An 18,150-nucleotide genomic window follows, 5' to 3' on the forward strand; every position below is an offset into this window, starting at 1 on the left:
GATGAGCTTCAGCGCAAAACCCCTCGACGAGACCACATGGCCGCATTTCGCCACGCTGGTCGAGCGGCACAATGGCGTGTGGGGCGGCTGCTGGTGCATGGCCTTCCACGCCAAAGGCGTCGGCGCTGCCGGGAACCGCGCCGAGAAGGAGGCCCGGGTCCGCGAGGGCCATGCACATGCGGCGCTCGTTTTCGACGGCGTGGCCTGTGTAGGCTGGTGCCAGTTCGGGCCGACCCAGGAGCTGCCGCGCATAAAGCACCGGCGCGCCTATGAGGAAGGGCTGACGAGCCTACCGGACTGGCGCATCACCTGCTTCTTCTCCGACAAGGCCTATCGCGGCAAGGGGGTGGCTGCGGCAGCACTTGCCGGCGCGCTCGCCGAGATCGCCCGCCTCGGCGGCGGCACTGTGGAAAGCTATCCCGAAGACGCAGAGGGACGCTCGGTCGCTGGAGCCTTCCTGCACAATGGCACGCTGGCGATGTTTGAACGCCAAGGTTTTCAGCGCGCCCGCAAGATTGGCAAGCATCGCTGGGTGGTCGCAAGGACGGTGGAGGCCGGCGGCGCCTGATAGCTTGGTTCACCAAGCCGTCTCCTCGGATGCGCTTAATATGATTTGATACTAATATGATTGCCGCATCAGTAGCGGCGGGCGCCGATGCCGTTGCTGATGATGTGCAAGGCAATTTGAGAAGGGACGATTGGCACACGGGGAGGACACATGGGATGGCAGCCTATCTTATTGCCGATGTCGATATCACCGACGCGGCCGTATTCGATCAATACAGGCGTGAGGTTCCGGCCACCGAGGAGCGCTACGGCGGCCGCTATCTCGCGCGCGGCGGCGCGACCAAGGTGTTCGAGGGCGACTGGCACCCGCACCGTCTCGTCATCATCGAATTTCCCGACATGGCATCGCTTTCGGCCTGGTATGACTCGCCGGAATACGAGCGCTTGAAGGAGATCCGCTTTCGCAGCGCCAGGACACGCATCCTGGCTGTCGAAGGGATCGCGTTGTCGCCGACCTAATGCATGTCGCCCAGAAGTGTGCTGCGGTTCTGGGACAACGACATGCATCAAAACAAAGACTTGAAGCGCGTCGCTTGAATCCGTTTCAGCGCGACGCGCTTTAGGCCCGTGAGATGTCGCGCTGGGAGAAATGTGGCGGAGCGATCTGACGCGCTTACTTGCCTTCGAAGAAGGCGTGGATCGCTGCTTCCAGTGTCTCGATAAGCTCGGCATTGCGGGTGCTGCCGGCCCAGATCAAGGCATTGAGCCGCATGTCCTTGTTGAGGAAGTTCACCTTCCTCGTTTCCAGCAGATATTGCGCCACGTCGTAGTGCCGCCCCTTGATCGCCTCGATGAGCGCGCTGTTGCGGCCGGTCTTGTCGGCCGCATTGACATCGGCGCCGTGTTCGGCGAGCAGCTTGACGATATCCAGATGCCCGGTCCTTGCCGCCTCGATCAGGGCGGTCCGGCCATAATAGTCGGCGCGCGCGTCGATATCGATGTCGGGATGCTTGACCAGCGCCGTTATGGCGGCGTGGTGTCCCTTGGCCGCGGCGAGGCTGAGCGGCGTGCTCTTCCACTTGTTCCTTGAATTCACGTCGATCTGCGGATGCGAAATCAGCGCTTCGAGCACCGGGCCGCGGGCGTTGTGGGCCGCCAGATGCAACGCCGACCAGCCGCCCTCATCCGTCTGGTTGACGTCAGCCCCCGCCGCCAGCTCGGCGCGGAGGGTCTCGATGTCGCCTTTCTCCGCCGCACCCAACAGGGTCGACCAGCCTCTCGCGTCCTCGGCTTCCAGGCCCACTGCAGCTGCCTCCGTGAACAGACTTGGCTAGGATCGCACGCCGGCCTGGCCGGCGTGCGGTGTCTTCGGCCGGAAGCCTTTCATAATCGCATGCATGGGGCAAACAGATTTCCGCGCCGGGCGGGAACCAGGGATTTCAAGCCGCTTGCAGCTGCTCCCGGCCGGGCTGCGGCGGGAAGGCGATGGCGATGCCGGCGGCACCCAGGCCAACCAGCGCCGAGCCGATGAACAGCCAGGAATAGCTGGCATAGGCATCGAAGATCATGCCGCCGGCGAGCGGCCCGAACGACATGCCGAGGCTGGACAGCAGCGTGGCGGCGCCGAGCACCGTGCCGATGATGCGCGGCCCGAAATAGTCGCGCGCCAGCACGGCATAGAGCGGCATGACGCCGCCATAGGTGGCGCCGAAGATGATGGCCAGGAGATAGAACTGCTCGAGATTGCCGACGGCGAGATAGGCGGCAATCACCACCGCCTGGATGGCGAGGCCCACGATCAGCACCGGCTTGGCGCCCAGCCTGTCGCCGAGCACGCCGTAGAGCACGCGCCCGCCAAGGCCGGCAAGGCCCTCGACGCTGTAGATCGACACGGCGGCCATGGGTGCTACGCCGCACGACATGGCATAGCTCACCATGTGGAAGATCGGTCCCGAATGCGCCGCGCAGCAGGCGAAGAAGGTCATGCCCAGCACCAGGAATTGCGGCGAGCGCAGCGCCTGGCCGACGCTCATTCCGGGATCGGCGGCAGGCGCCGGCGCGCTGCCATCCGCTGCCGCGACGGCCGCCGACGGCTGGCGCACCAGCAACACGGCTGGCAGCAACAACACCCAGGCCATGATGCCGATGTCGAACATCGCCGTGCGCCAGTCATAGGCCGTGATCAGCCAGCGCGCGAAGGGCGAGATGGTCATCGGCGCCACGCCCATGCCGGCCGACACCAGCGACACGGCAAGGCTGCGATGAGTGTCGAACCAGGCGGTGGTCAGCGCGATCATCGGCGCGAAGAAGGCGCTCGCCGCCAGCCCGACGATGACGCCGTAGCTGAGCTGGAAGACGATGAGCGAATTGGCGCGGCTCGCCACCACCAGCGACAGGCCAAGCAGCACCGCGCCGGCAAAGACGACGGGGCGGGCGCCGACGCGATCATAGATGGCGCCCCAGGCGAAGCCGCCGGCGCCCATCACCAAAAAGTTCAGCGTCATGGCGCTCGAAATGCCGGTGCGCGACCAGCCGGTGTCCAGCGCCATCGGCTCGAGAAAGATCGCCAGCGAAAACATCGCGCCGAGCGCCACACAGGTCATCAGCGCCCCCGCCGCGACGATGACCCAACGATAGGAATTGTTCATGGTCTTCTCCTGAATTCGGTTCGATGCGGCGCGACTTTTTCCAGCCTCGTCACGCCGCTTGCGTCCGAAGGACGTTGGCGGGATTTCGAATCCGACAATCCGGTTGCATTTTTTATCCGGTTTGTGCGGAAGTCTACCGGATGTCGTGAAGGTAGGCGGCGCAAGGACTGCGCGTCGCCGACAAAATGCGCTGCCGAATTGACGAGCCGCTCTGCGGCGCTAGGTTTGTGGTCTCGTGAACGGGAGATATCGCTCATGGAGCTGCATCGCGGCCGCCTCATCGACCACATTCAGCTGGTGGTCAGGGATCTCAAGGCTAGCCGGCGCTTCTATGAAGCGGTGTTCAAGGTGCTTGGTGTTCCGATCGGTGGCGAGGCCGAGGACTATTTCTGGGCCGACGAATTGTTCATATCCAGTCTCGACAGCCGGGCGGCGAGGGGGCAACTGACCGGGCGCCATCATCTGGCCTTCCAGGCCAGGGACAACGCCATGGTCGATGCCTTCTACAAGGCGGGCCTCGATGCCGGTGGCACCGACAATGGTGCGCCGGGCGAGCGGCCCTACCATCCCGGCTACTACGCAGCCTTTCTGCTCGACCCCGACGGCAACAACATCGAGGCGGTGTTTCATGGACAGGCGAAGCGGAGTGCTGCCTCGGTCGAGATCAATTTCTAGAGCAGTTCCCAGGAAAGCACCAGCGGTTCTCCGCCCGGAATTCTCTTGAAAACAAGGAGTTGCAGCGGTTCACAGATTCAAACCTTGAACCAGATCAAGCCGGGGCGTAGCGGTTGACCACCATGCCGCAGGCATAGGCTTTCGTGCCGAGCAGGCGCAGTTTTCTGAAGCCGCCCTGGTCAAATATCCGCTCGCCGTCGCCGAGCGCTGCCGGATTGATGAACAGCTGGAGTTCGTCGACCAGCCCCGCCGCAATCAGCGCCGAGGCAAAGCCGGCGCCGCCGAACACGGCCATGTCGCTGCCGCCCTCGGCTTTCAGTGCCTTGACCTCGCGCGGCAGGTCGCCGCTGGCCAGCGCCGTGCGCTCCCACCGCGATGCCGTGAGCTTGTCGCTCAGCACCACCTTGCGCGCCTCAACGATGCGTTGCGCAAAGGCGTAGAAGGGATCGCGCGGATAGTTCTTGGCGGCATTGCCCCAATGGGTGAGGTAACCCTCTTCGGCCATTTTGCGGCTGAGCAGGATGGTGTCGATGCCGGCGAACACGGCGTTGAAATCCTGCTTCAACTCGTCGTCCCACGGGCAGTTGCCGCCCCATTCCCAGAGCTGCCAGTGCTCGTCGCCGGCCGCGCCGACAAAACCGTCGACCGACATCTGCATTTGCAGGATCAGCTTTCTCATCGTCTCTCTCCTCATTCGACCTGGGTGGCGTCCAGGTGGAAAATGGTTTACTTTTGAAATCATTGACGCAAGGGAAAAATGATGTCAATAGTAAAGTGATTTAAAAATGGAACCATAGTAATGTCGACCAGGGAAAGATCCGGTTGCCCCATCAGCCTGTCGCTCGAGCTGCTTGGCGACCGCTGGACGCTGCTGATCGTCCGCGACCTTGTTTTCGCCGGGAAGACGCACTTCAGGGAGTTCTTGCAGTCCGACGAGGGCATCTCGTCGCGCACGCTGGCCGAGAGGCTGCAGACCTTGCAGGATGAGGGCATTGTCACCAAAAGCGACGACCCCACCCACAAGCTCAAGGCGATCTACCGGCTGACCGAGGCCGGCATCGATCTGTTGCCGGTGCTGGCGACGCTCGGCGCCTGGGGGAGCAAATACCGCAACGCCGATAACGAACTGGCCAGGATCGCCGACGAGCTGGCCGCAGGCGGCGAGGTTGCCCTTGAGCAGATGAAGAAGAAGCTGCGCGCCGAGCATATCGGCTAGGGCGCAACGCTGGCTTCCTCTTCGCGATGATGGCCCGGATACATCGACACGAGGTCGCCCAGCCTCATCCTTCCCATCCCGCAAATCGCTGCGGCCTGAGCCAAGTCTGCTTCGGATTGCCGTCGCCTGAAAGCACGGCCTCTGCCAGCCAGCGCGCGGTGGCGGGGGCGGCGTGCATGCCGATCGAGCCCATGCCGCCATGCACGTACAGCCCCTCGATCGCGGTCCGGCCGGCAACGGGCAGCCCGTCCGACAGCATCGGGCGGTTGCCGGGATAGACATTCATTACCCGGGGCGGGCCGAGACCGGGCAGCATGCGCAGCGTGCGCGCCGCGATGCGGGCGGCCATGTCGGTGTTGCGCACCAGATCGCGAAAGGCCGGCTGCAGCGAGGCGCCGAGCCTGGCGTCGCCGCCGCGCATCGGGTTGAGGCAGATAGCTTCCACCGCGGGCTGGTCGTCGCGCTGTGTAGCGACATCGGTGAGACCCGACAGGCTCATGCGCCGCCGCCCGCATCGACGCCGAGCCCGATGTCGCCCGTTGGGGAGCGCTGAACCGGACCTTCCATCAGGCGCTCTACAGCGGCTGCGGCAACGCCCGGCTGCTCGGCCTGATCGAAGCGCACCACAATGCCGCCGACCGTTATGTCCGCATGCTCCTGTCCAGCCTCGACTATCGCGGTGTCTCGCAGGCCGAACACCGCGAACTGCTCGCCGCCTGCCGCAAGCGCGATGCGGCGGAAGCCGTGCGCGTGCTGAAGAAACATCTCTGCGACGGCATGGAGACGCTGGCCAAGGCGGGGATATTGCGGAACAGGTGACTTGTCCCTCCTGCGTCTCTGCGCATAGCCTCAGCCAGCCCGGCGGGAGGAGAATCGCTTGGACACGACTGTCGTGATTGTCGGTGCCGGCCCCGCCGGCCTAGCGGTCGGCGCCTGCCTGAAGCGGGTAGGGGTGGATTTCGTTATCCTCGAAAAAGCCGCGGAGGTGGCGCCCGCCTGGCGGCATCACTATCGGCGGCTGCATCTGCATACGGTCAAGTCGTTCTCCTCGCTGCCGTTCTTGCCATTCCCGAAGCGCTATCCGCGCTACGTGCCGCGCGAACTGGTGGTTCGTTACCTCGACGACTACACCAGAAAATTCGACCTCCGCCCGCGCTTCGGCGTGACGGTGAAAGCCATTCGTCGCGACGACAGCGGTTTTCTGGTCGAGACGGGATCGGAGAGCCTGATGGCGCGTCATGTCGTCGTCGCCAGCGGCAACAATGCCGAGCCGATCATCCCTCGGCTCGCCGCCATCGAGGCCTTCAAGGGCGAAATTCTGCACAGCGCCGACTATACGCAGGCCGCGCCCTTTGCCGGCCGTTCGGTGCTGATCGTCGGCATGGGCAACACCGGCGCCGAGATCGCATTGGACCTTGCCGAAGGTGGCGCCAAGCCCACCATTTCGGTGCGCAAGGGCGTCCACATCGTGCCGCGCCAGCTGTTCGGCGTGCCGATCCAGATGGTCGGCATCGCCAGCCGGCCAATGCCCCAGGCGCTGAACGACTGGATGTTCCCGATCATTCTCGATTTCGCACTGGGCAAGCTCGAAAAATACGGCATCGTGCGGCCCCAGCAAGGCATCCTGCAGCAGATCGACGAGGTTGGCCGCATCCCGGTGATCGATGTCGGCACGGTGGACGCGATCACCAACGGCGCCATCAAGATCGCGCCCGACATAGCGCGCTTCACCGAACACGGCGCTGCGTTCGCCGACGGCAGGCAGCAAGCGTTCGACGCCGTCATCCTCGCCACCGGCTACCGCCCGGGCTACGAGAAATTCATTCCGGCCGAGCTGCAACCGGAACGCAGCGGCGTCAACGCTCGCTCCTCGCAACTCGGCCTTTACCTCGTCGGCTTCTACAACCCGGTCACCGGCCTGCTCCGGGAGATCGGCCGCGAGGCGAAGGCGGTAGCGACCGACATTGCGCGCAGAGGCTGAACGCTGAGGCGCTCGATGTGCGGCGCTCACAGCGGAGGCGGCAAAACATCTCCCTCATCCAGCAGCCATTGCCGCACGGCTTGAGTTGGTTCGGGGTGGCGCTGCTTGCGCGGGATCACGACATAAAAATCCTGCGTGCCGCGCATTTCCGCGTGGATCGGCTGCACCAGCCGGCCAGCGGCGATGTCGGCGGCGACGAGAAACCGGCTGGCCAGCGCGATGCCCTGGCCGGCAATGGCGGCGTCGATCGCCAGGCCGGTCTGGTTGAAGCGCATGCGTTTGGCCTCAGTGGCCATCTTCAGGCCAAGCGCCTTTTCCATGAACTCCGGCCACAGATTGTGCGCGTCGTGGAGCAGCACGTGATGCTGGATGTCGGTCGGCGCGATCCCGGTCGTGCCGGTCGGCAGCAGGGAAGGGCTGCAGATGGCGACGATCTCCTGTGGGAACAACAGGTCCACCATCAGTCCGGCGCCGAAGGGCGGGCGGCCTTGCCTGACCGCAATGTCGACGCCGTCGGCCTGGAAACTCGACAGGCTTTCGCTGGCCAGAATGCGCAGATCGACCAGCGGATTGTGCGCCACGAACTCGGGCAGTTTCGGGATCAGCCATTTGGTGGCAAAGCTGGGCGTCACGCTGATCGTCAGCCGCGCGGGTTCGGGCCGCAACAGCAAAGTGGCCTCCGAGATCAGATCGAAGGCGCGGCGGATGTTGGGCACATAGGCGCGGCCTTCGTCGGTCAGCGCCAGGCCGCGCGGCAGACGCTCGAACAGTTTTGCACCGAGATCGGCTTCCAGCCCGCGTATGTGCTGCGCCACCGCCCCTTGCGTCACGTTCAGCTCTTCGGCGGCAATGCGGAAGTTGAGATGACGTGCGGCGGCCTCGAACGCGCGCAGCGCATTCAACGGCGGCAGGCTGAGGAAGGCTTCGGGCATGCAGTAGTTTTTCTACAGCTTGATTTCAGGCTTTCTGGTTCGAACCAGATAGCAAAACCGGTTATAGCATTGCTTAGACCTCGGAAACATGGCTTTCAGAGCCTCGCCAACCTGCGCGAAGGAAAATCAACATGAGTGTAGAAAAAGTGGCAGTGGTCGTGGCCGGTGGCAGCGGCATGGGTGCGGCAGCGGCAAAGCGCCTGGCGGCGGACGGTTTCAAGGTTGCGATCCTGTCGTCCTCCGGCAAGGGCGAGGCGCTCGCCAAGGGGCTTGGCGGGCTCGGTGTCACCGGCTCCAACCAGTCGAATGACGATCTGCAGCGGCTTGTCGACTTGACGCTCGATCGCTACGGCCGCATCGACGTGCTGGTCAACAGCGGCGGCCACGGGCCGCGCGCGCCGATCCTCGATATATCGGACGAGCAATGGCACACCGGCATGGACGTCTATCTGCTCAACGTCATCCGGCCGGTGCGCATCGTGGCGCCGCAGATGGTCAAGCAGAAGGCCGGCGCCATCATCAACATCTCGACGGCCTGGGTGGTCGAGCCGAGCCCGATGTTCCCGACATCCGCCGTGTTCCGCGCCGGCCTTGCCGCCTACACCAAGATCTTCGCCAACACCTACGCCGCGGACAATGTGCGCATGAACAATGTGCTGCCCGGCTGGATCGACAGCCTGCCGGCCACCGAGGAGCGCCGCGACAGCGTGCCGATGCAGCGCTACGGCACCTCGGATGAGATCGCAGCCACCATCGCCTTCCTCGCCTCGGAAGGCGCCGGCTACATCACCGGCCAGAACATTCGTGTCGACGGCGGCATCATCCGCGCCATCTGACGCATCGGCTTGCCTGCCAATGGACCCCGGCGCGTTATTCCTTCACCGCGCCGGTCATCGAGGAAACATAGTGCTCGACGAAGAATGAATAGAGCACGACGACCGGCAGCGAGCCGATCAGCGCGCCCGCCATCAGCGCCCCCCATTCGTAGACGTCGGAGCGCACAAGCTCCGTCAGCACGCCCACCGGTACCGTCTTGTTTTCGGACGACTGGATGAACGTCAAGGCATAGATGAATTCGTTCCATGACAGGGTGAACGCGAATATGCCGGCTGAGATCAGGCCGGGCACCGACAGCGGCAGCACGATCTTGGTGAGAATCTGCCACCGGCTCGCCCCGTCTATCAGCGCGCATTCTTCCAGCTCGAACGGGATGGAGCGGAAGTAGCCCATCAAAAGCCATGTGCAGAAGGGGACCAAGAAGGTCGGGTAGGTAAGGATGAGTGCGAAGGGCGTGTCGTAAAGTCCAAGGTTGAACACCATCACCGACAGCGGAATGAACAGGATCGAGGGCGGTACGAGATAGGCGAGGAAGATGGCGAGGCCGACCTGCCGCGCCCCGGAAAATCGCAGCCGCTCGATCGCATAGGCAGCGAAGACCGACGCCAGCAGCGACAGGAACGTAGCGGCGGTCGAGATGATGATCGTGTTGAGCAGCCAGCCCGGATAGGATGTCTCGAACAAGAGATAGCGGATGTGCTCGAGTGTCGGATGGACCACCCAGAACGGATTGAACTGGGCATAGTCGGTCATTTCGAGATTGGGCTTAACCGCCGTGATCGTCATCCAGTAAAACGGAAACAGCAGCACGATCATGAACACCAGCAACGGCAGATAGACCGTCACCACGCGGCGCGGCACGCTTTGCAGGTAGCCCATGCCGCCTTCGTCGATGTTCGAATGTTTCGTCGTCTTGGTCATGGCTGTCTTGGTCATGACCATCAGTCTCTTCCACCCTGCTGCCATTTGCGGCGTTGCAGGCCGAAATAGCTGAACAGGATCGCCGCCAGCAGGAACGGGATCATGGCAACCGCGATTGCCGCGCCCTCGCCAAGCTGGCCGCCGGAAATGCCGCGCTGGAAGGACAATGTCGCCATCAGATGCGTGGCATTCACTGGCCCGCCACGGGTCAGCACATAGATCAGCTGGAAATCGGTGAAGGTGAACAGCACCGAGAACGTCATGGTGATGGCGATGATCGGCGTCAGCAGCGGCAAAGTCACATAGCGAAACAATTGCCAGCGCGTCGCGCCGTCGAGCGTGGCGGCCTCGTAAAGCGACTGCGGGATCGTCTGCAGGCCGGCAAGCAGCGTGATGGCGACGAAAGGAATGCCGCGCCAGACATTGGCTGCGATGACCGAGGCTCGCGCGTTTGTCGGATCGCCGAGGAAATTGATGCGATGGTCGATCAGCCCCATCTGCTGCAGCGCCCAGGACAGGATGGAGAACTGCGAATCGTAGATCCACCAGAAGGCGATGGCCGACAGGACGGTCGGCACCACCCATGGCAGCAGGACTATCGCGCGGAAGAACGATTTGAACGGCAGGTTTTCGTTGAGGATAAGAGCCAGCCAGAGGCCGAGCACGAACTTCAGGATCGAGGCGCTGATCGTGTAGAGCAAGGTGTTGAAGACGGAGAGCCAGAAGACCTTGTCATTCCACAGATATTGGTAGTTCTCGGTGCCGATGAAGATGCCAGGGCGGCCGATGCGGGCGTCGGTGAAGCCGAGCCAGACGCCGAGCCCGAGCGGATAGGTCAGGAAAACCAGGAGCAGCGCCGCGGCCGGCAGCATGAAGCCGAAGCCAAGGGCATTGCGGCTTTCGGACAGGCGCGAAAAGATCGACGGACGCGGCTGGGCGGCAACGGACGGCACGGCCATGGACGGCTTCCTTAGGAGGTCTCCTTGGTCGGTCCGGGCGGCCGCCAAGCGATTTCAGGAACCGGGCCGGGCAGGCCGATGGCGGCTGCCCGGCTCGGTTGTGCTCTTAGACGCGGTAGTAGCGGTTGGCGCGCTTCTCCGCCTCTTCCATCGCCTCCTGCGGCGTCGCCTGGCCGGTTACGGCCTTGGCAAACATGTCAACCAGGACATAGTCGGCCATGGTCGCCGCCGAGGCATAGCCGAGCGGCCCGGCAAAGCCGTTGGGACGCAGCGTCGCCGAGGCTTTCGCGTAAGCGGCATTGTTCGGGTCGGCGGTCCACACAGGGTTGCTGTCGAAGGCCTTGAGCGTCTGGCAGCAATAGCCCGCCGAGGAGGTGATCCAGTCCGTCATTTGCGGATCCTCGAACATGAACTGCAGATAGGCCTTGGCGGCATTGGGGTAGGGCGTGTAGTCGAAGATGACGGCGGTTGTCACCTGGAACAGTTCGACGGATTTTCCGACAGGACCGATCGGCAGGTTTGTCGTGCGGATGTCCTTGGCGATCTCAGCCAGCTTCGGATCGTTGTCCTTGTTGATCTTGGCCGTGTTGTAGGCGGAAATGCCGTTGGCGATGACACCCAGTTCGCCGGCCAGGAAGGCGCGGTTGTTGTTCACGTCGAGCCAGCTCTCAGTCCCGGGAATGAAGGTCTTGTAGAGCGCCTGCGCGTACTCGATCGCCTTTAGCGTCTCGGGGCTGTTGATGGCCACCTTGCCGCTCTCGTCGACCATCTGGCCGCCATGACTCCACAACAGCCAGTGAGCGTAGTTGTTGCCGTCGCCGACGCCGTGACCGTGTGTGAAGCCGGCCGGATGTCCCTTTGCCTGCAACGCCTTGCAAAGCTCGAGGAAGCCTGCCGTGTCCTTCGGAAACTCCGAGAAGCCAGCCTCCTTCACCCAGCTTTCGCGATAGACGATGGCATTGCCGATCGTGGCCAGAGGAAGGCCGATAAATTTGCCGTCCCGTGTCGCATATTGCTTGGGCCCGTCGTGCCAGCCGCCGTATTTCGAACCCAGATACTCACCCAGTTCCGTCACGTCGTGCAGCTTGTCGGGATACTGGTGCGGGTCGTCGAACCAGACGAACATGAGGTCCGGGCCGGAGCCGACATTGGCGGCAACCGCCGCCTTGGGGCGAATGTCCTCCCAGCTTTCCTTGTCGACGCGAACCTCGACACCTGTCGCCTCGGTGAACCGCTTGGTGTTGGCCAGCCATTGAGTCTCATCGCCGGAGACGAAAGGCGACCAGCGAAGCAGCCGCAGCTTCGCGCCGTCCTCAGGCTTGTACTTCAATCCCTCCTGGGCAAAAGCGGGCGAACCGACGAAGCGGCTTCCCAAGGCTCCCGCCGCAACACCTGCAGTCGTGCGGATTACATCCCGTCTCGTGAATTTCATGGTAGTCTCCTCCGGTTTATTTTCCTTGCAGTGCGGTCCTTACCATCCAGTGCGCGTTTCGAATCGTGTTCCGGTTTTGCCGTCAAACAGATGGATCAAACCAGGTTCGGCGGCGAGCCGTATGGTTTCGCCCGGAGTGAAGGAATGGCGTTCCCGGAAATTCGCGACGATCTCATCACCGCCGGCGGTGCGGCCGATCAACTGTATTTCCGACCCGGTCGGCTCGACCACCACGACGGTGACCGGAATGCCCTGATCGGGCGACAGGCGCAGGTGCTCGGGCCGTATTCCCAGCACCACGGGATGACCATTGGCGACGGCCGGCGCGGCGGCCAACGGCACGGAAATTCCCCCCGGGCCGCGAAAGGACGGGGAGCCGTCGGTTGCGATTTCACCCTTGATCAGGTTCATGGCCGGCGAGCCGATGAAGCTTGCAACGAAGAGATTGTTCGGCCTGTCGTAGAGTTCCAGCGGCGGCCCGATCTGCTCGACGATGCCGTCGTGCATGACGACGATCTTGTCGGCCATGGTCATGGCCTCGATCTGGTCGTGAGTGACATAGACTGTCGTGGTCTTGAGACGCTGGTGCAATTCCTTGATCTCGGCGCGCATCTGCACCCTGAGCTTGGCATCGAGATTGGACAGTGGTTCGTCGAACAGGAAAACCTGCGGATCGCGTACGATCGCCCGGCCCATGGCGACGCGCTGGCGCTGGCCGCCGGAAAGCTGACGTGGATAGCGCATCAGCAATGGCAGCAGCCCCAGAATTTCGGCCGCGCGCTGAACGCCGGCATCGCTTTCTGCTTTCGAAACACCCTTGAGCATGAGCGAGAACGCCATGTTCTCAGCCACGGTCATATGCGGGTAGAGCGCATAGTTCTGGAAGACCATGGCGACGTCGCGCTCTTTTGGCGCAACGTTGTTGACGACACGCTTGCCAATGGCGATCTGGCCGCGCGAAATCTTTTCCAGGCCGGCGATCATCCTGAGAAGGGTCGATTTCCCGCAACCCGACGGCCCGACCAGCGTGACGAACTCGCCGTCATTAATGTTCACACTGACACCATGCAGAACCTCGACGGTCCCGAACGATTTGTAAACGTCGCCGATCGCGACAGACGCCATCGATTTCCTCCCGAACAGCTTCTTGCGACGCCCCGAAGGAAACCGCTCCTCTCCCGCCTCGCGACCGTCTCCCATTCCCCCAATAGGTCGCGCTACAAGCAGACGGTAGCGCTACCAAGCCTGCCTGTAAAGCGGCCACGCGGCCGGTCCTCTTGTCGTTCGAAGGCTCGGCGCAACGACTGGCAGCTCGGCAACTACCCTCCATTCACAAAAGCCAGCACCAGCTTCTGCAAATTGCCACCAGGACCGAATTCGACCTTGTCGAAGTCGCGGCTGGCCTGCCGCTGCGCCAGTGAGATCTGGGCAAGCTGCTGGGTCAGCTCGGTCCGGATCTTGCTGCAGCCGGGATCGTCGGCGACGGTGAGGCCCACGCTGATCGCCTCGATCTTGCGCACCATCTCGACGATGGCTACGCCATGCACTTTTTCATGGGCGGCGAGCCCGGCGGCGAAAATCTCCCAGCTCTTCTGCACGGCAGGCGACAGCGGCGCGGCCGGCTTGGGCAAAGTGTAGGTGATGATGAGTTTCGGCCGCGCCGATTTGAGCACGCAGGCGCCGCCTTGCGGCTTGTAGTCTCTGGTCCAGGTCAGCTTGAAATTGGTGTGTGCAATGACGCGGCCTTTACCCAGCAAAGGACCCGCTTCGCCGATCGACGCGTAGAGTTCAGGGCCGCTCTGGCCTGATATGGCGTAGGTCTCGACCTTCTCGACTGGCTTCCAGTCGGCATGTGCGGGCGAGGCGAGCAGCGAAGCCGCCAGCAGGACGAACAAAACGACTGGTTTCATGCTGATGTCAAAGTGCTGCCAAGGGTTACGCCCTTCGCTCTAGCATTGGGTGCGACGGCTGACAAAGCCGTCGCAGGATTCAACCGCCCCGGCAAGCGGCGTCGTAATCCGCCAGCACCTGGCCGACCGCCGCATGAAAAATCGTCTCGGGATTATCGGCTCGTCCAAGCCCGGCCGACAGCGTCGGCAGGAACTGCCGTATCAGCGTTTCGGGAATAGCCACGTCGGTGAGCGCCTTGCGCAGGCGGTCGACGGCGGCGATGGCGGTGGGGTTGCTCCAGTAGTAGCGGATCCGGTCGCTGTAGCTGTAGTGCCGCTGCAGATAGAGGCTCGCCTTGTCGCCATGATAGTGGCTGTGCCAATGGCCGGGTGCTGCCAGCATCACGCGCTCCATCGTGCGGGCAAGCGGCCGTTCGCCATAGTCGGCAACCATTTCGGAGGCGATCAGGTCGAGACCGTAAAACGCCTCGCGCAGGGCAAATGTCAGGCCCGGGCCGACCTTGAGGATCGGAAAGCCGTTTGCGACGAGTGCTGTCAGCGCCGTGCGGCTCTGATAGTCGGTGGAATGCGCCTCATAGACGAGCGCGGGTTGCTCCTCGAGCAATTCGGTCAGGCCTTTCGATTTTTCCGGCGCATAGGCGACGACATTCTGGCTGCCGAATTCCACGCCCGGCTGTACCACCACGGCGATGACGCGGCCAAAGGCGTCCGTCAGGCCTTCGCGGGCAAAGATGTCGCGATGAATCTCGATCGTGTGGCGCGCCGCTGCCGCTTCAGTAGGCTTCAACTCGCCGATCGCGTGATCGACGCCGCCCGGAGCGGGAACCTCGGCGCCGATAATGTAGATTGGCAATGCGCCACCGCGCGCGAGCGCTGCCTTTTCAGCCGCCTTGGCCAACCGCGCCGCTCTGATAGCGATGGTCTCGTCATCCAGGGCCGCCGGCTCGCCGGCGCAGCCCATCGAGGCGTCGAGATGGATCTTGCTGAAGCCGGCCCAGACGTAAGCCGTGACCATGGCTTCGGCCTTGCTCATCGCCTTTGCGGCCGGCTCCGCACGCCACGGGTTCGGTCCGAGATGGTCGCCGCCAAAGATGATGCGCCGGGGGTCGAGACCTTCCCTGCTGGCGATCTCCAGTACGAAGGCGACGAACAGGTCCGGGGTCATCCCGGTGTAGCCGCCGAACTGGTTGACCTGATTGCAGGTTGCCTCGATCAGCAGGGTGGCTTCCTTGTCCGCGACGGCGCGCCTGATCGCCGTCTGGATCACGACAGGATGGGCCGAGCAGATCGAGGTGATGCCGTAGGGCGATCCGTTTCTGCGCGCGGCGGCGAGACCTGCAAGCGGGTTGGTCTTCATGTCGCTCTCGCGGTCCCGGCGATGAAATCGTCAAGCACGTCGAAGCCGGCGGTGCCTTCCATGGGGCCGCGCCGCGTGACGTTGCGGGCGCCGGCGGCATTGGCATAGAACAGCGCCTTGCCGGGCTCCATGCCCTTGCGCCGGCAGGTCAGATAGGTCGCGCCAAAGCAGTCGCCGGCGCCGGTCGGGTCGACTTCTTCGACCAGGAAGCCGGGACAGTCGATCCTGCTGCCGTCGCTGCCGAAATAAGAAGAGCCGGCAGCGCCGCGCTTGAGCACTATCTCGCCGACACCTCGGGCGATCAATGCCTTCACTGCCTGGCATTCGTCATCGACGCCTGCCGCGGCAAGCAATTCGTCGCCGGAGGGCAGCAGCAGATCGGCATCGTCGACCAGAGCTGTGAATTGCTCGCCGTCGGCACCGTCGATCAGTTCCTTGCGCATATTCGGATCGAAAGAAGTCGAGCCGCCGCGGGCGCGCACCGCTTTCAAGGCATAGGCGACGATCTCCTTCAGTCCGGCCACGGACAAAGTGGACCCCATGACATGCAGATGCCCGGCCCGGTCCGCCAACAGGCGCGCCTCGGCGGTGAGGCGGATTTGCCCGGCGGCGGATTCGGCGATGTTGTAGACGAAGTCCCGGCCGCCGTCGGGCCGGTAGCGCACGAACGCGCTTCCGGTGGGGTAGCGGCCGCTGACATTAACGGCCGAAACATCGACGCCGTCGCGCTTCAGTCTCTCCAGATTGATCGTTCCGAAATCGTCGCGGCCGACGCAGCCGATGAGCCCGGCGCCGCCGCCCAGCCTTGCCACCTGGTCAATGAAGATCGCCGGTGCGCCGCTCGGGTAGGGGCCAACAAGTGTCAGCGGTTCGAGGAAACCCGTGCCCCGGTCGGTCGCCATGATCTCGACCAGGATTTCGCCGGCCACAATCGTTGGCCCCGTGGCCTCGGCGGCGATCTCGCTGCGGCGCGAAAGGCTCATGCTTGCAATTCCTTCTCCTCCCACCCAGACTGGCCACCACCCAGACTGATTGCTTGCCGGCGCAGCTGTCCGGCACAAGCGGTTATCGGGTAAATCGCGCATATGGCGAAGTCAATAAAACTTTACGCGCGTATAATTTATTTTTTCAGCGTGCTCATATGTCAGGATTCGGGTGGCTGATATGGCGGGGCCGTGCAAATCAGGCGGCGACCGCAGCGAAAGGACAGCCATGCTCACGCTTCACGATTATCTGCCGTCGCAAAATGGCTGGAAGGCGAGGGTGCTGCTCGGGCTGTTGAATATCCCGTACGACAGCCGCCTGGTGTCGATCTTCGAGGGTGAGAGCCACACAGACGCCTTCCTGAAGCTCAACCCGGCCGGCGCCGTCCCGGTGCTCGAGCTAGAGGATGGCCGCGCGATTGCTGAATCGAATGCGATCCTCATGTACCTCGCCGAAGGCACGCCGTTTCTGCCGGCCGACCGCTATGTCAATGCCAAGATCATGCAATGGCTGTTCTTCGAACAGTACCATGTCGAGCCGGTCATCGGCTCGCTGCGTTTCTGGACGCTGACCGGAAGGCTGGAGCGGAACCAGGCTATGGTCACGGCCAAGCGCGAGGCCGGGGCCCGCACGCTCGCCGCGCTGGAGCTCAGCCTGACCGGCACGCCGTTCCTTGTCGGCGACACGCTCACCATCGCCGACATCGCCGTCTATGCTTACGGCCATCTGGCCGAAGATTGCGGCTATGCGTTGGCGGATTTTCCGGCGGTCCTCGCCTGGATGGGTCGGGTGGCGGATGCCATCGGTCCCGGCTATCCCGTGCATGTCTACGGCATCGATCCGCATTCGGGTGCCTGACGGCAAAAGCCGCACGTTCACCTTGTCTGGTCGAAAACAAGACCCAGATTCTGCTTTGTCGGCGGTTTTCGAGCTCGCAATCCGCCGGCTGGATGCCGGATCCCGGCGTCATTTCGACGACAGGCCGGCACCTTGCATGGAGGTGACCATGACACGCGACGACATCATTTCGGTGTTGGGCCCGGTAGACGAGGCGGTTATTGCCGACATCGCGCTGACCGACGCCAGCCTTGAAGAGCTGCGCGAGGCCTTCGCCTGGCTCAGTGCCGACGAGGCGCTGGTCAACGAGGGCCGCCCCTTGCCGGGAACGAAGGTGGCGCGGCTGATCGAAATTCTCGATATGCCGGATGACGAGGACGGGCCACGGGCGTTGGCGGCCCAGGGGTTAGGGCAGTAGGGTCCGGCTACCTTATTTCTTCCTATTCCCTCACGCCCTCGACAGCAGCCTGCGCATGATCACTGAGGCATGGCCGCCGACGCCGTGCGCGGCCGGCCGGCGCTCGACCGCTTCGAAGCCGTGCTTGCGGTAGAAGGCGATCGCCCGGTCGTTGCCTTCGATCACTTCCAGCGCAATGCTGGGAATCCCGGCATGGGCGGCGAGTACTGCGTGCAGCAGGTCGGTGGCGAGCCCGCTGCCGAATTTGGCCTTGTCGATATGCAGCCGGTCGAGCAGGACGTCGCCGCGATCGTCCATCGCCGCCATCGCATAGCCGGCGATCGAACCGTCCGGCCGTTCGGCGACGAAGGACATCTTGTTGTCATCCAGCAATTCAGCGGCCAGCCGCGCGGGCGCATGCTTGTCGTCCGAGAGCCGCGCGGTGGTCTCGGGCCCCATGATCGGTGAATAGGTGCGCCGCCAGGATTCGCCCAACAACCGTGACACCGACGGCACGTCTCTTGCGGTCATGGTTCTGATCTGGGTCATCGTCGAAC

Annotated in this window: 22 protein-coding genes; 9 read left to right on the forward strand and 13 right to left on the reverse strand. The window is 63.3% G+C overall.

Annotated features, from left to right (window positions below; all coding sequences use genetic code 11):
* The first annotated feature begins 1 nt into the window (after position 1).
* Both FJV77_RS21315 and FJV77_RS21320 read left to right on the forward strand, forming a co-directional pair.
* Positions 2–568 carry a GNAT family N-acetyltransferase gene (locus FJV77_RS21315; RefSeq protein WP_142868600.1) on the forward strand — a complete coding sequence of 189 codons (567 nt, stop codon included), beginning with the start codon at positions 2–4 and terminating at the stop codon, positions 566–568.
* Positions 569–723: 155 nt separating this feature from the next.
* The gene (locus tag FJV77_RS21320) at positions 724–1,026 is read left to right on the forward strand and encodes a DUF1330 domain-containing protein (RefSeq protein ID WP_142868601.1); all 303 of its coding nucleotides are present in this window, start codon (positions 724–726) and stop codon (positions 1,024–1,026) included.
* Positions 1,027–1,180: 154 nt separating this feature from the next.
* Here the strand turns inward: FJV77_RS21320 and FJV77_RS21325 are convergent, their stop codons facing one another.
* The gene (locus tag FJV77_RS21325) at positions 1,181–1,810 is read right to left on the reverse strand and encodes an ankyrin repeat domain-containing protein (RefSeq protein WP_246691322.1); all 630 of its coding nucleotides are present in this window, start codon (positions 1,808–1,810) and stop codon (positions 1,181–1,183) included.
* A gap of 136 nt (positions 1,811–1,946) precedes the next feature.
* Positions 1,947–3,155, reverse strand: coding sequence for an MFS transporter (locus tag FJV77_RS21330; RefSeq protein ID WP_142868603.1), 1,209 nt, complete (start codon positions 3,153–3,155; stop codon positions 1,947–1,949).
* A gap of 246 nt (positions 3,156–3,401) precedes the next feature.
* On the opposite strand from FJV77_RS21330, the gene FJV77_RS21335 reads away from it, so the two are divergent.
* On the forward strand, positions 3,402–3,830 hold the full coding sequence (locus tag FJV77_RS21335) for a VOC family protein (RefSeq protein ID WP_142868652.1): 429 nt from the start codon (positions 3,402–3,404) through the stop codon (positions 3,828–3,830).
* A gap of 94 nt (positions 3,831–3,924) precedes the next feature.
* On the opposite strand, the gene FJV77_RS21340 is transcribed toward FJV77_RS21335, so the two are convergent.
* Positions 3,925–4,509: a dihydrofolate reductase family protein gene (locus FJV77_RS21340; protein WP_142868604.1), complete on the reverse strand. Its 585-nt coding sequence runs from the start codon at positions 4,507–4,509 to the stop codon at positions 3,925–3,927.
* A 120-nt stretch (positions 4,510–4,629) separates the two neighbouring features.
* On the opposite strand from FJV77_RS21340, the gene FJV77_RS21345 reads away from it, so the two are divergent.
* Entirely contained in the window at positions 4,630–5,046 is a 417-nt protein-coding gene (locus FJV77_RS21345; protein WP_142868605.1) for a helix-turn-helix domain-containing protein, read from the forward strand.
* 64 nt (positions 5,047–5,110) lie between these two features.
* Here FJV77_RS21345 and FJV77_RS21350 read toward each other — a convergent pair whose 3' ends face one another.
* Positions 5,111–5,545 (reverse strand): FAD-dependent oxidoreductase, encoded by a 435-nt coding sequence (locus tag FJV77_RS21350; protein ID WP_246691323.1) that lies wholly within the window; start codon positions 5,543–5,545, stop codon positions 5,111–5,113.
* Positions 5,546–5,595: 50 nt separating this feature from the next.
* Between FJV77_RS21350 and FJV77_RS21355 the strand changes: the two genes are divergently transcribed.
* Positions 5,596–5,865, forward strand: a complete 270-nt coding sequence (locus FJV77_RS21355) for an FCD domain-containing protein (protein ID WP_246691330.1) — start codon at positions 5,596–5,598, stop codon at positions 5,863–5,865.
* Between the two features lie 58 nt (positions 5,866–5,923).
* Positions 5,924–7,027, forward strand: coding sequence for an NAD(P)/FAD-dependent oxidoreductase (locus FJV77_RS21360; protein WP_142868607.1), 1,104 nt, complete (start codon positions 5,924–5,926; stop codon positions 7,025–7,027).
* A 26-nt stretch (positions 7,028–7,053) separates the two neighbouring features.
* On the opposite strand, the gene gcvA is transcribed toward FJV77_RS21360, so the two are convergent.
* Positions 7,054–7,959 (reverse strand): transcriptional regulator GcvA, encoded by a 906-nt coding sequence (gene gcvA, locus FJV77_RS21365; protein WP_142868608.1) that lies wholly within the window; start codon positions 7,957–7,959, stop codon positions 7,054–7,056.
* 131 nt (positions 7,960–8,090) lie between these two features.
* On the opposite strand from gcvA, the gene FJV77_RS21370 reads away from it, so the two are divergent.
* A complete protein-coding gene (locus tag FJV77_RS21370) occupies positions 8,091–8,795 on the forward strand; it encodes an SDR family oxidoreductase (RefSeq protein WP_142868609.1) in 705 nt (234 codons plus the stop codon).
* Between the two features lie 34 nt (positions 8,796–8,829).
* Here the strand turns inward: FJV77_RS21370 and FJV77_RS21375 are convergent, their stop codons facing one another.
* The 7 genes from FJV77_RS21375 to FJV77_RS21405 form a co-directional block, all read right to left on the reverse strand.
* Positions 8,830–9,732: a carbohydrate ABC transporter permease gene (locus tag FJV77_RS21375; protein ID WP_246691324.1), complete on the reverse strand. Its 903-nt coding sequence runs from the start codon at positions 9,730–9,732 to the stop codon at positions 8,830–8,832.
* 5 nt (positions 9,733–9,737) lie between these two features.
* The gene (locus FJV77_RS21380) at positions 9,738–10,676 is read right to left on the reverse strand and encodes a sugar ABC transporter permease (protein ID WP_142868610.1); all 939 of its coding nucleotides are present in this window, start codon (positions 10,674–10,676) and stop codon (positions 9,738–9,740) included.
* Between the two features lie 106 nt (positions 10,677–10,782).
* Positions 10,783–12,108, reverse strand: a complete 1,326-nt coding sequence (locus FJV77_RS21385; RefSeq protein WP_142868611.1) for an ABC transporter substrate-binding protein — start codon at positions 12,106–12,108, stop codon at positions 10,783–10,785.
* A gap of 39 nt (positions 12,109–12,147) precedes the next feature.
* Positions 12,148–13,233, reverse strand: a complete 1,086-nt coding sequence (gene ugpC, locus FJV77_RS21390) for a sn-glycerol-3-phosphate ABC transporter ATP-binding protein UgpC (RefSeq protein WP_142868612.1) — start codon at positions 13,231–13,233, stop codon at positions 12,148–12,150.
* 194 nt (positions 13,234–13,427) lie between these two features.
* Positions 13,428–14,018: a DUF922 domain-containing Zn-dependent protease gene (locus tag FJV77_RS21395; RefSeq protein ID WP_142868613.1), complete on the reverse strand. Its 591-nt coding sequence runs from the start codon at positions 14,016–14,018 to the stop codon at positions 13,428–13,430.
* A 79-nt stretch (positions 14,019–14,097) separates the two neighbouring features.
* A complete protein-coding gene (locus tag FJV77_RS21400; protein WP_142868614.1) occupies positions 14,098–15,375 on the reverse strand; it encodes a D-tagatose-bisphosphate aldolase, class II, non-catalytic subunit in 1,278 nt (425 codons plus the stop codon).
* On the reverse strand, positions 15,372–16,358 hold the full coding sequence (locus tag FJV77_RS21405; protein WP_142868615.1) for a sugar kinase: 987 nt from the start codon (positions 16,356–16,358) through the stop codon (positions 15,372–15,374). The genes FJV77_RS21400 and FJV77_RS21405 overlap by 4 nt, the downstream gene beginning before the upstream one ends.
* 229 nt (positions 16,359–16,587) lie before the next feature.
* Between FJV77_RS21405 and FJV77_RS21410 the strand changes: the two genes are divergently transcribed.
* Together FJV77_RS21410 and FJV77_RS21415 are read left to right on the forward strand one after the other, a co-directional pair.
* Complete coding sequence (locus tag FJV77_RS21410) at positions 16,588–17,217, forward strand: glutathione S-transferase family protein (RefSeq protein WP_142868616.1); 630 nt, start codon at positions 16,588–16,590, stop codon at positions 17,215–17,217.
* A gap of 148 nt (positions 17,218–17,365) precedes the next feature.
* Positions 17,366–17,614: a hypothetical protein gene (locus FJV77_RS21415; RefSeq protein ID WP_112566670.1), complete on the forward strand. Its 249-nt coding sequence runs from the start codon at positions 17,366–17,368 to the stop codon at positions 17,612–17,614.
* 30 nt (positions 17,615–17,644) lie between these two features.
* Here FJV77_RS21415 and FJV77_RS21420 read toward each other — a convergent pair whose 3' ends face one another.
* A complete protein-coding gene (locus FJV77_RS21420) occupies positions 17,645–18,142 on the reverse strand; it encodes an N-acetyltransferase (RefSeq protein ID WP_142868617.1) in 498 nt (165 codons plus the stop codon).
* Between the last annotated feature and the right edge of the window lie 8 nt (positions 18,143–18,150).

Source organism: Mesorhizobium sp. WSM4306 (assembly GCF_007003975.1).
In the GTDB taxonomy this organism is placed as follows: domain Bacteria; phylum Pseudomonadota; class Alphaproteobacteria; order Rhizobiales; family Rhizobiaceae; genus Mesorhizobium.

Excerpts from the sequence above, each read along its gene's own strand:
- FJV77_RS21315 (WP_142868600.1), top strand. The coding sequence starts at position 2 with ATGAGCTTCAGCGCAAAACCCCTCGACGAGACCACATGGCCGCATTTC.
- FJV77_RS21320 (WP_142868601.1), top strand. The coding sequence starts at position 724 with ATGGCAGCCTATCTTATTGCCGATGTCGATATCACCGACGCGGCCGTA.
- FJV77_RS21330 (WP_142868603.1), bottom strand. The coding sequence starts at position 3,155 with ATGAACAATTCCTATCGTTGGGTCATCGTCGCGGCGGGGGCGCTGATG.
- FJV77_RS21340 (WP_142868604.1), bottom strand. The coding sequence starts at position 4,509 with ATGAGAAAGCTGATCCTGCAAATGCAGATGTCGGTCGACGGTTTTGTC.
- FJV77_RS21345 (WP_142868605.1), top strand. The coding sequence starts at position 4,630 with ATGTCGACCAGGGAAAGATCCGGTTGCCCCATCAGCCTGTCGCTCGAG.
- FJV77_RS21350 (WP_246691323.1), bottom strand. The coding sequence starts at position 5,545 with ATGAGCCTGTCGGGTCTCACCGATGTCGCTACACAGCGCGACGACCAG.
- gcvA (WP_142868608.1), bottom strand. The coding sequence starts at position 7,959 with ATGCCCGAAGCCTTCCTCAGCCTGCCGCCGTTGAATGCGCTGCGCGCG.
- FJV77_RS21370 (WP_142868609.1), top strand. The coding sequence starts at position 8,091 with ATGAGTGTAGAAAAAGTGGCAGTGGTCGTGGCCGGTGGCAGCGGCATG.
- FJV77_RS21375 (WP_246691324.1), bottom strand. The coding sequence starts at position 9,732 with ATGACCAAGACAGCCATGACCAAGACGACGAAACATTCGAACATCGAC.
- FJV77_RS21380 (WP_142868610.1), bottom strand. The coding sequence starts at position 10,676 with ATGGCCGTGCCGTCCGTTGCCGCCCAGCCGCGTCCGTCGATCTTTTCG.
- FJV77_RS21385 (WP_142868611.1), bottom strand. The coding sequence starts at position 12,108 with ATGAAATTCACGAGACGGGATGTAATCCGCACGACTGCAGGTGTTGCG.
- ugpC (WP_142868612.1), bottom strand. The coding sequence starts at position 13,233 with ATGGCGTCTGTCGCGATCGGCGACGTTTACAAATCGTTCGGGACCGTC.
- FJV77_RS21395 (WP_142868613.1), bottom strand. The coding sequence starts at position 14,018 with ATGAAACCAGTCGTTTTGTTCGTCCTGCTGGCGGCTTCGCTGCTCGCC.
- FJV77_RS21400 (WP_142868614.1), bottom strand. The coding sequence starts at position 15,375 with ATGAAGACCAACCCGCTTGCAGGTCTCGCCGCCGCGCGCAGAAACGGA.
- FJV77_RS21405 (WP_142868615.1), bottom strand. The coding sequence starts at position 16,358 with ATGAGCCTTTCGCGCCGCAGCGAGATCGCCGCCGAGGCCACGGGGCCA.
- FJV77_RS21410 (WP_142868616.1), top strand. The coding sequence starts at position 16,588 with ATGCTCACGCTTCACGATTATCTGCCGTCGCAAAATGGCTGGAAGGCG.
- FJV77_RS21415 (WP_112566670.1), top strand. The coding sequence starts at position 17,366 with ATGACACGCGACGACATCATTTCGGTGTTGGGCCCGGTAGACGAGGCG.
- FJV77_RS21420 (WP_142868617.1), bottom strand. The coding sequence starts at position 18,142 with ATGACCCAGATCAGAACCATGACCGCAAGAGACGTGCCGTCGGTGTCA.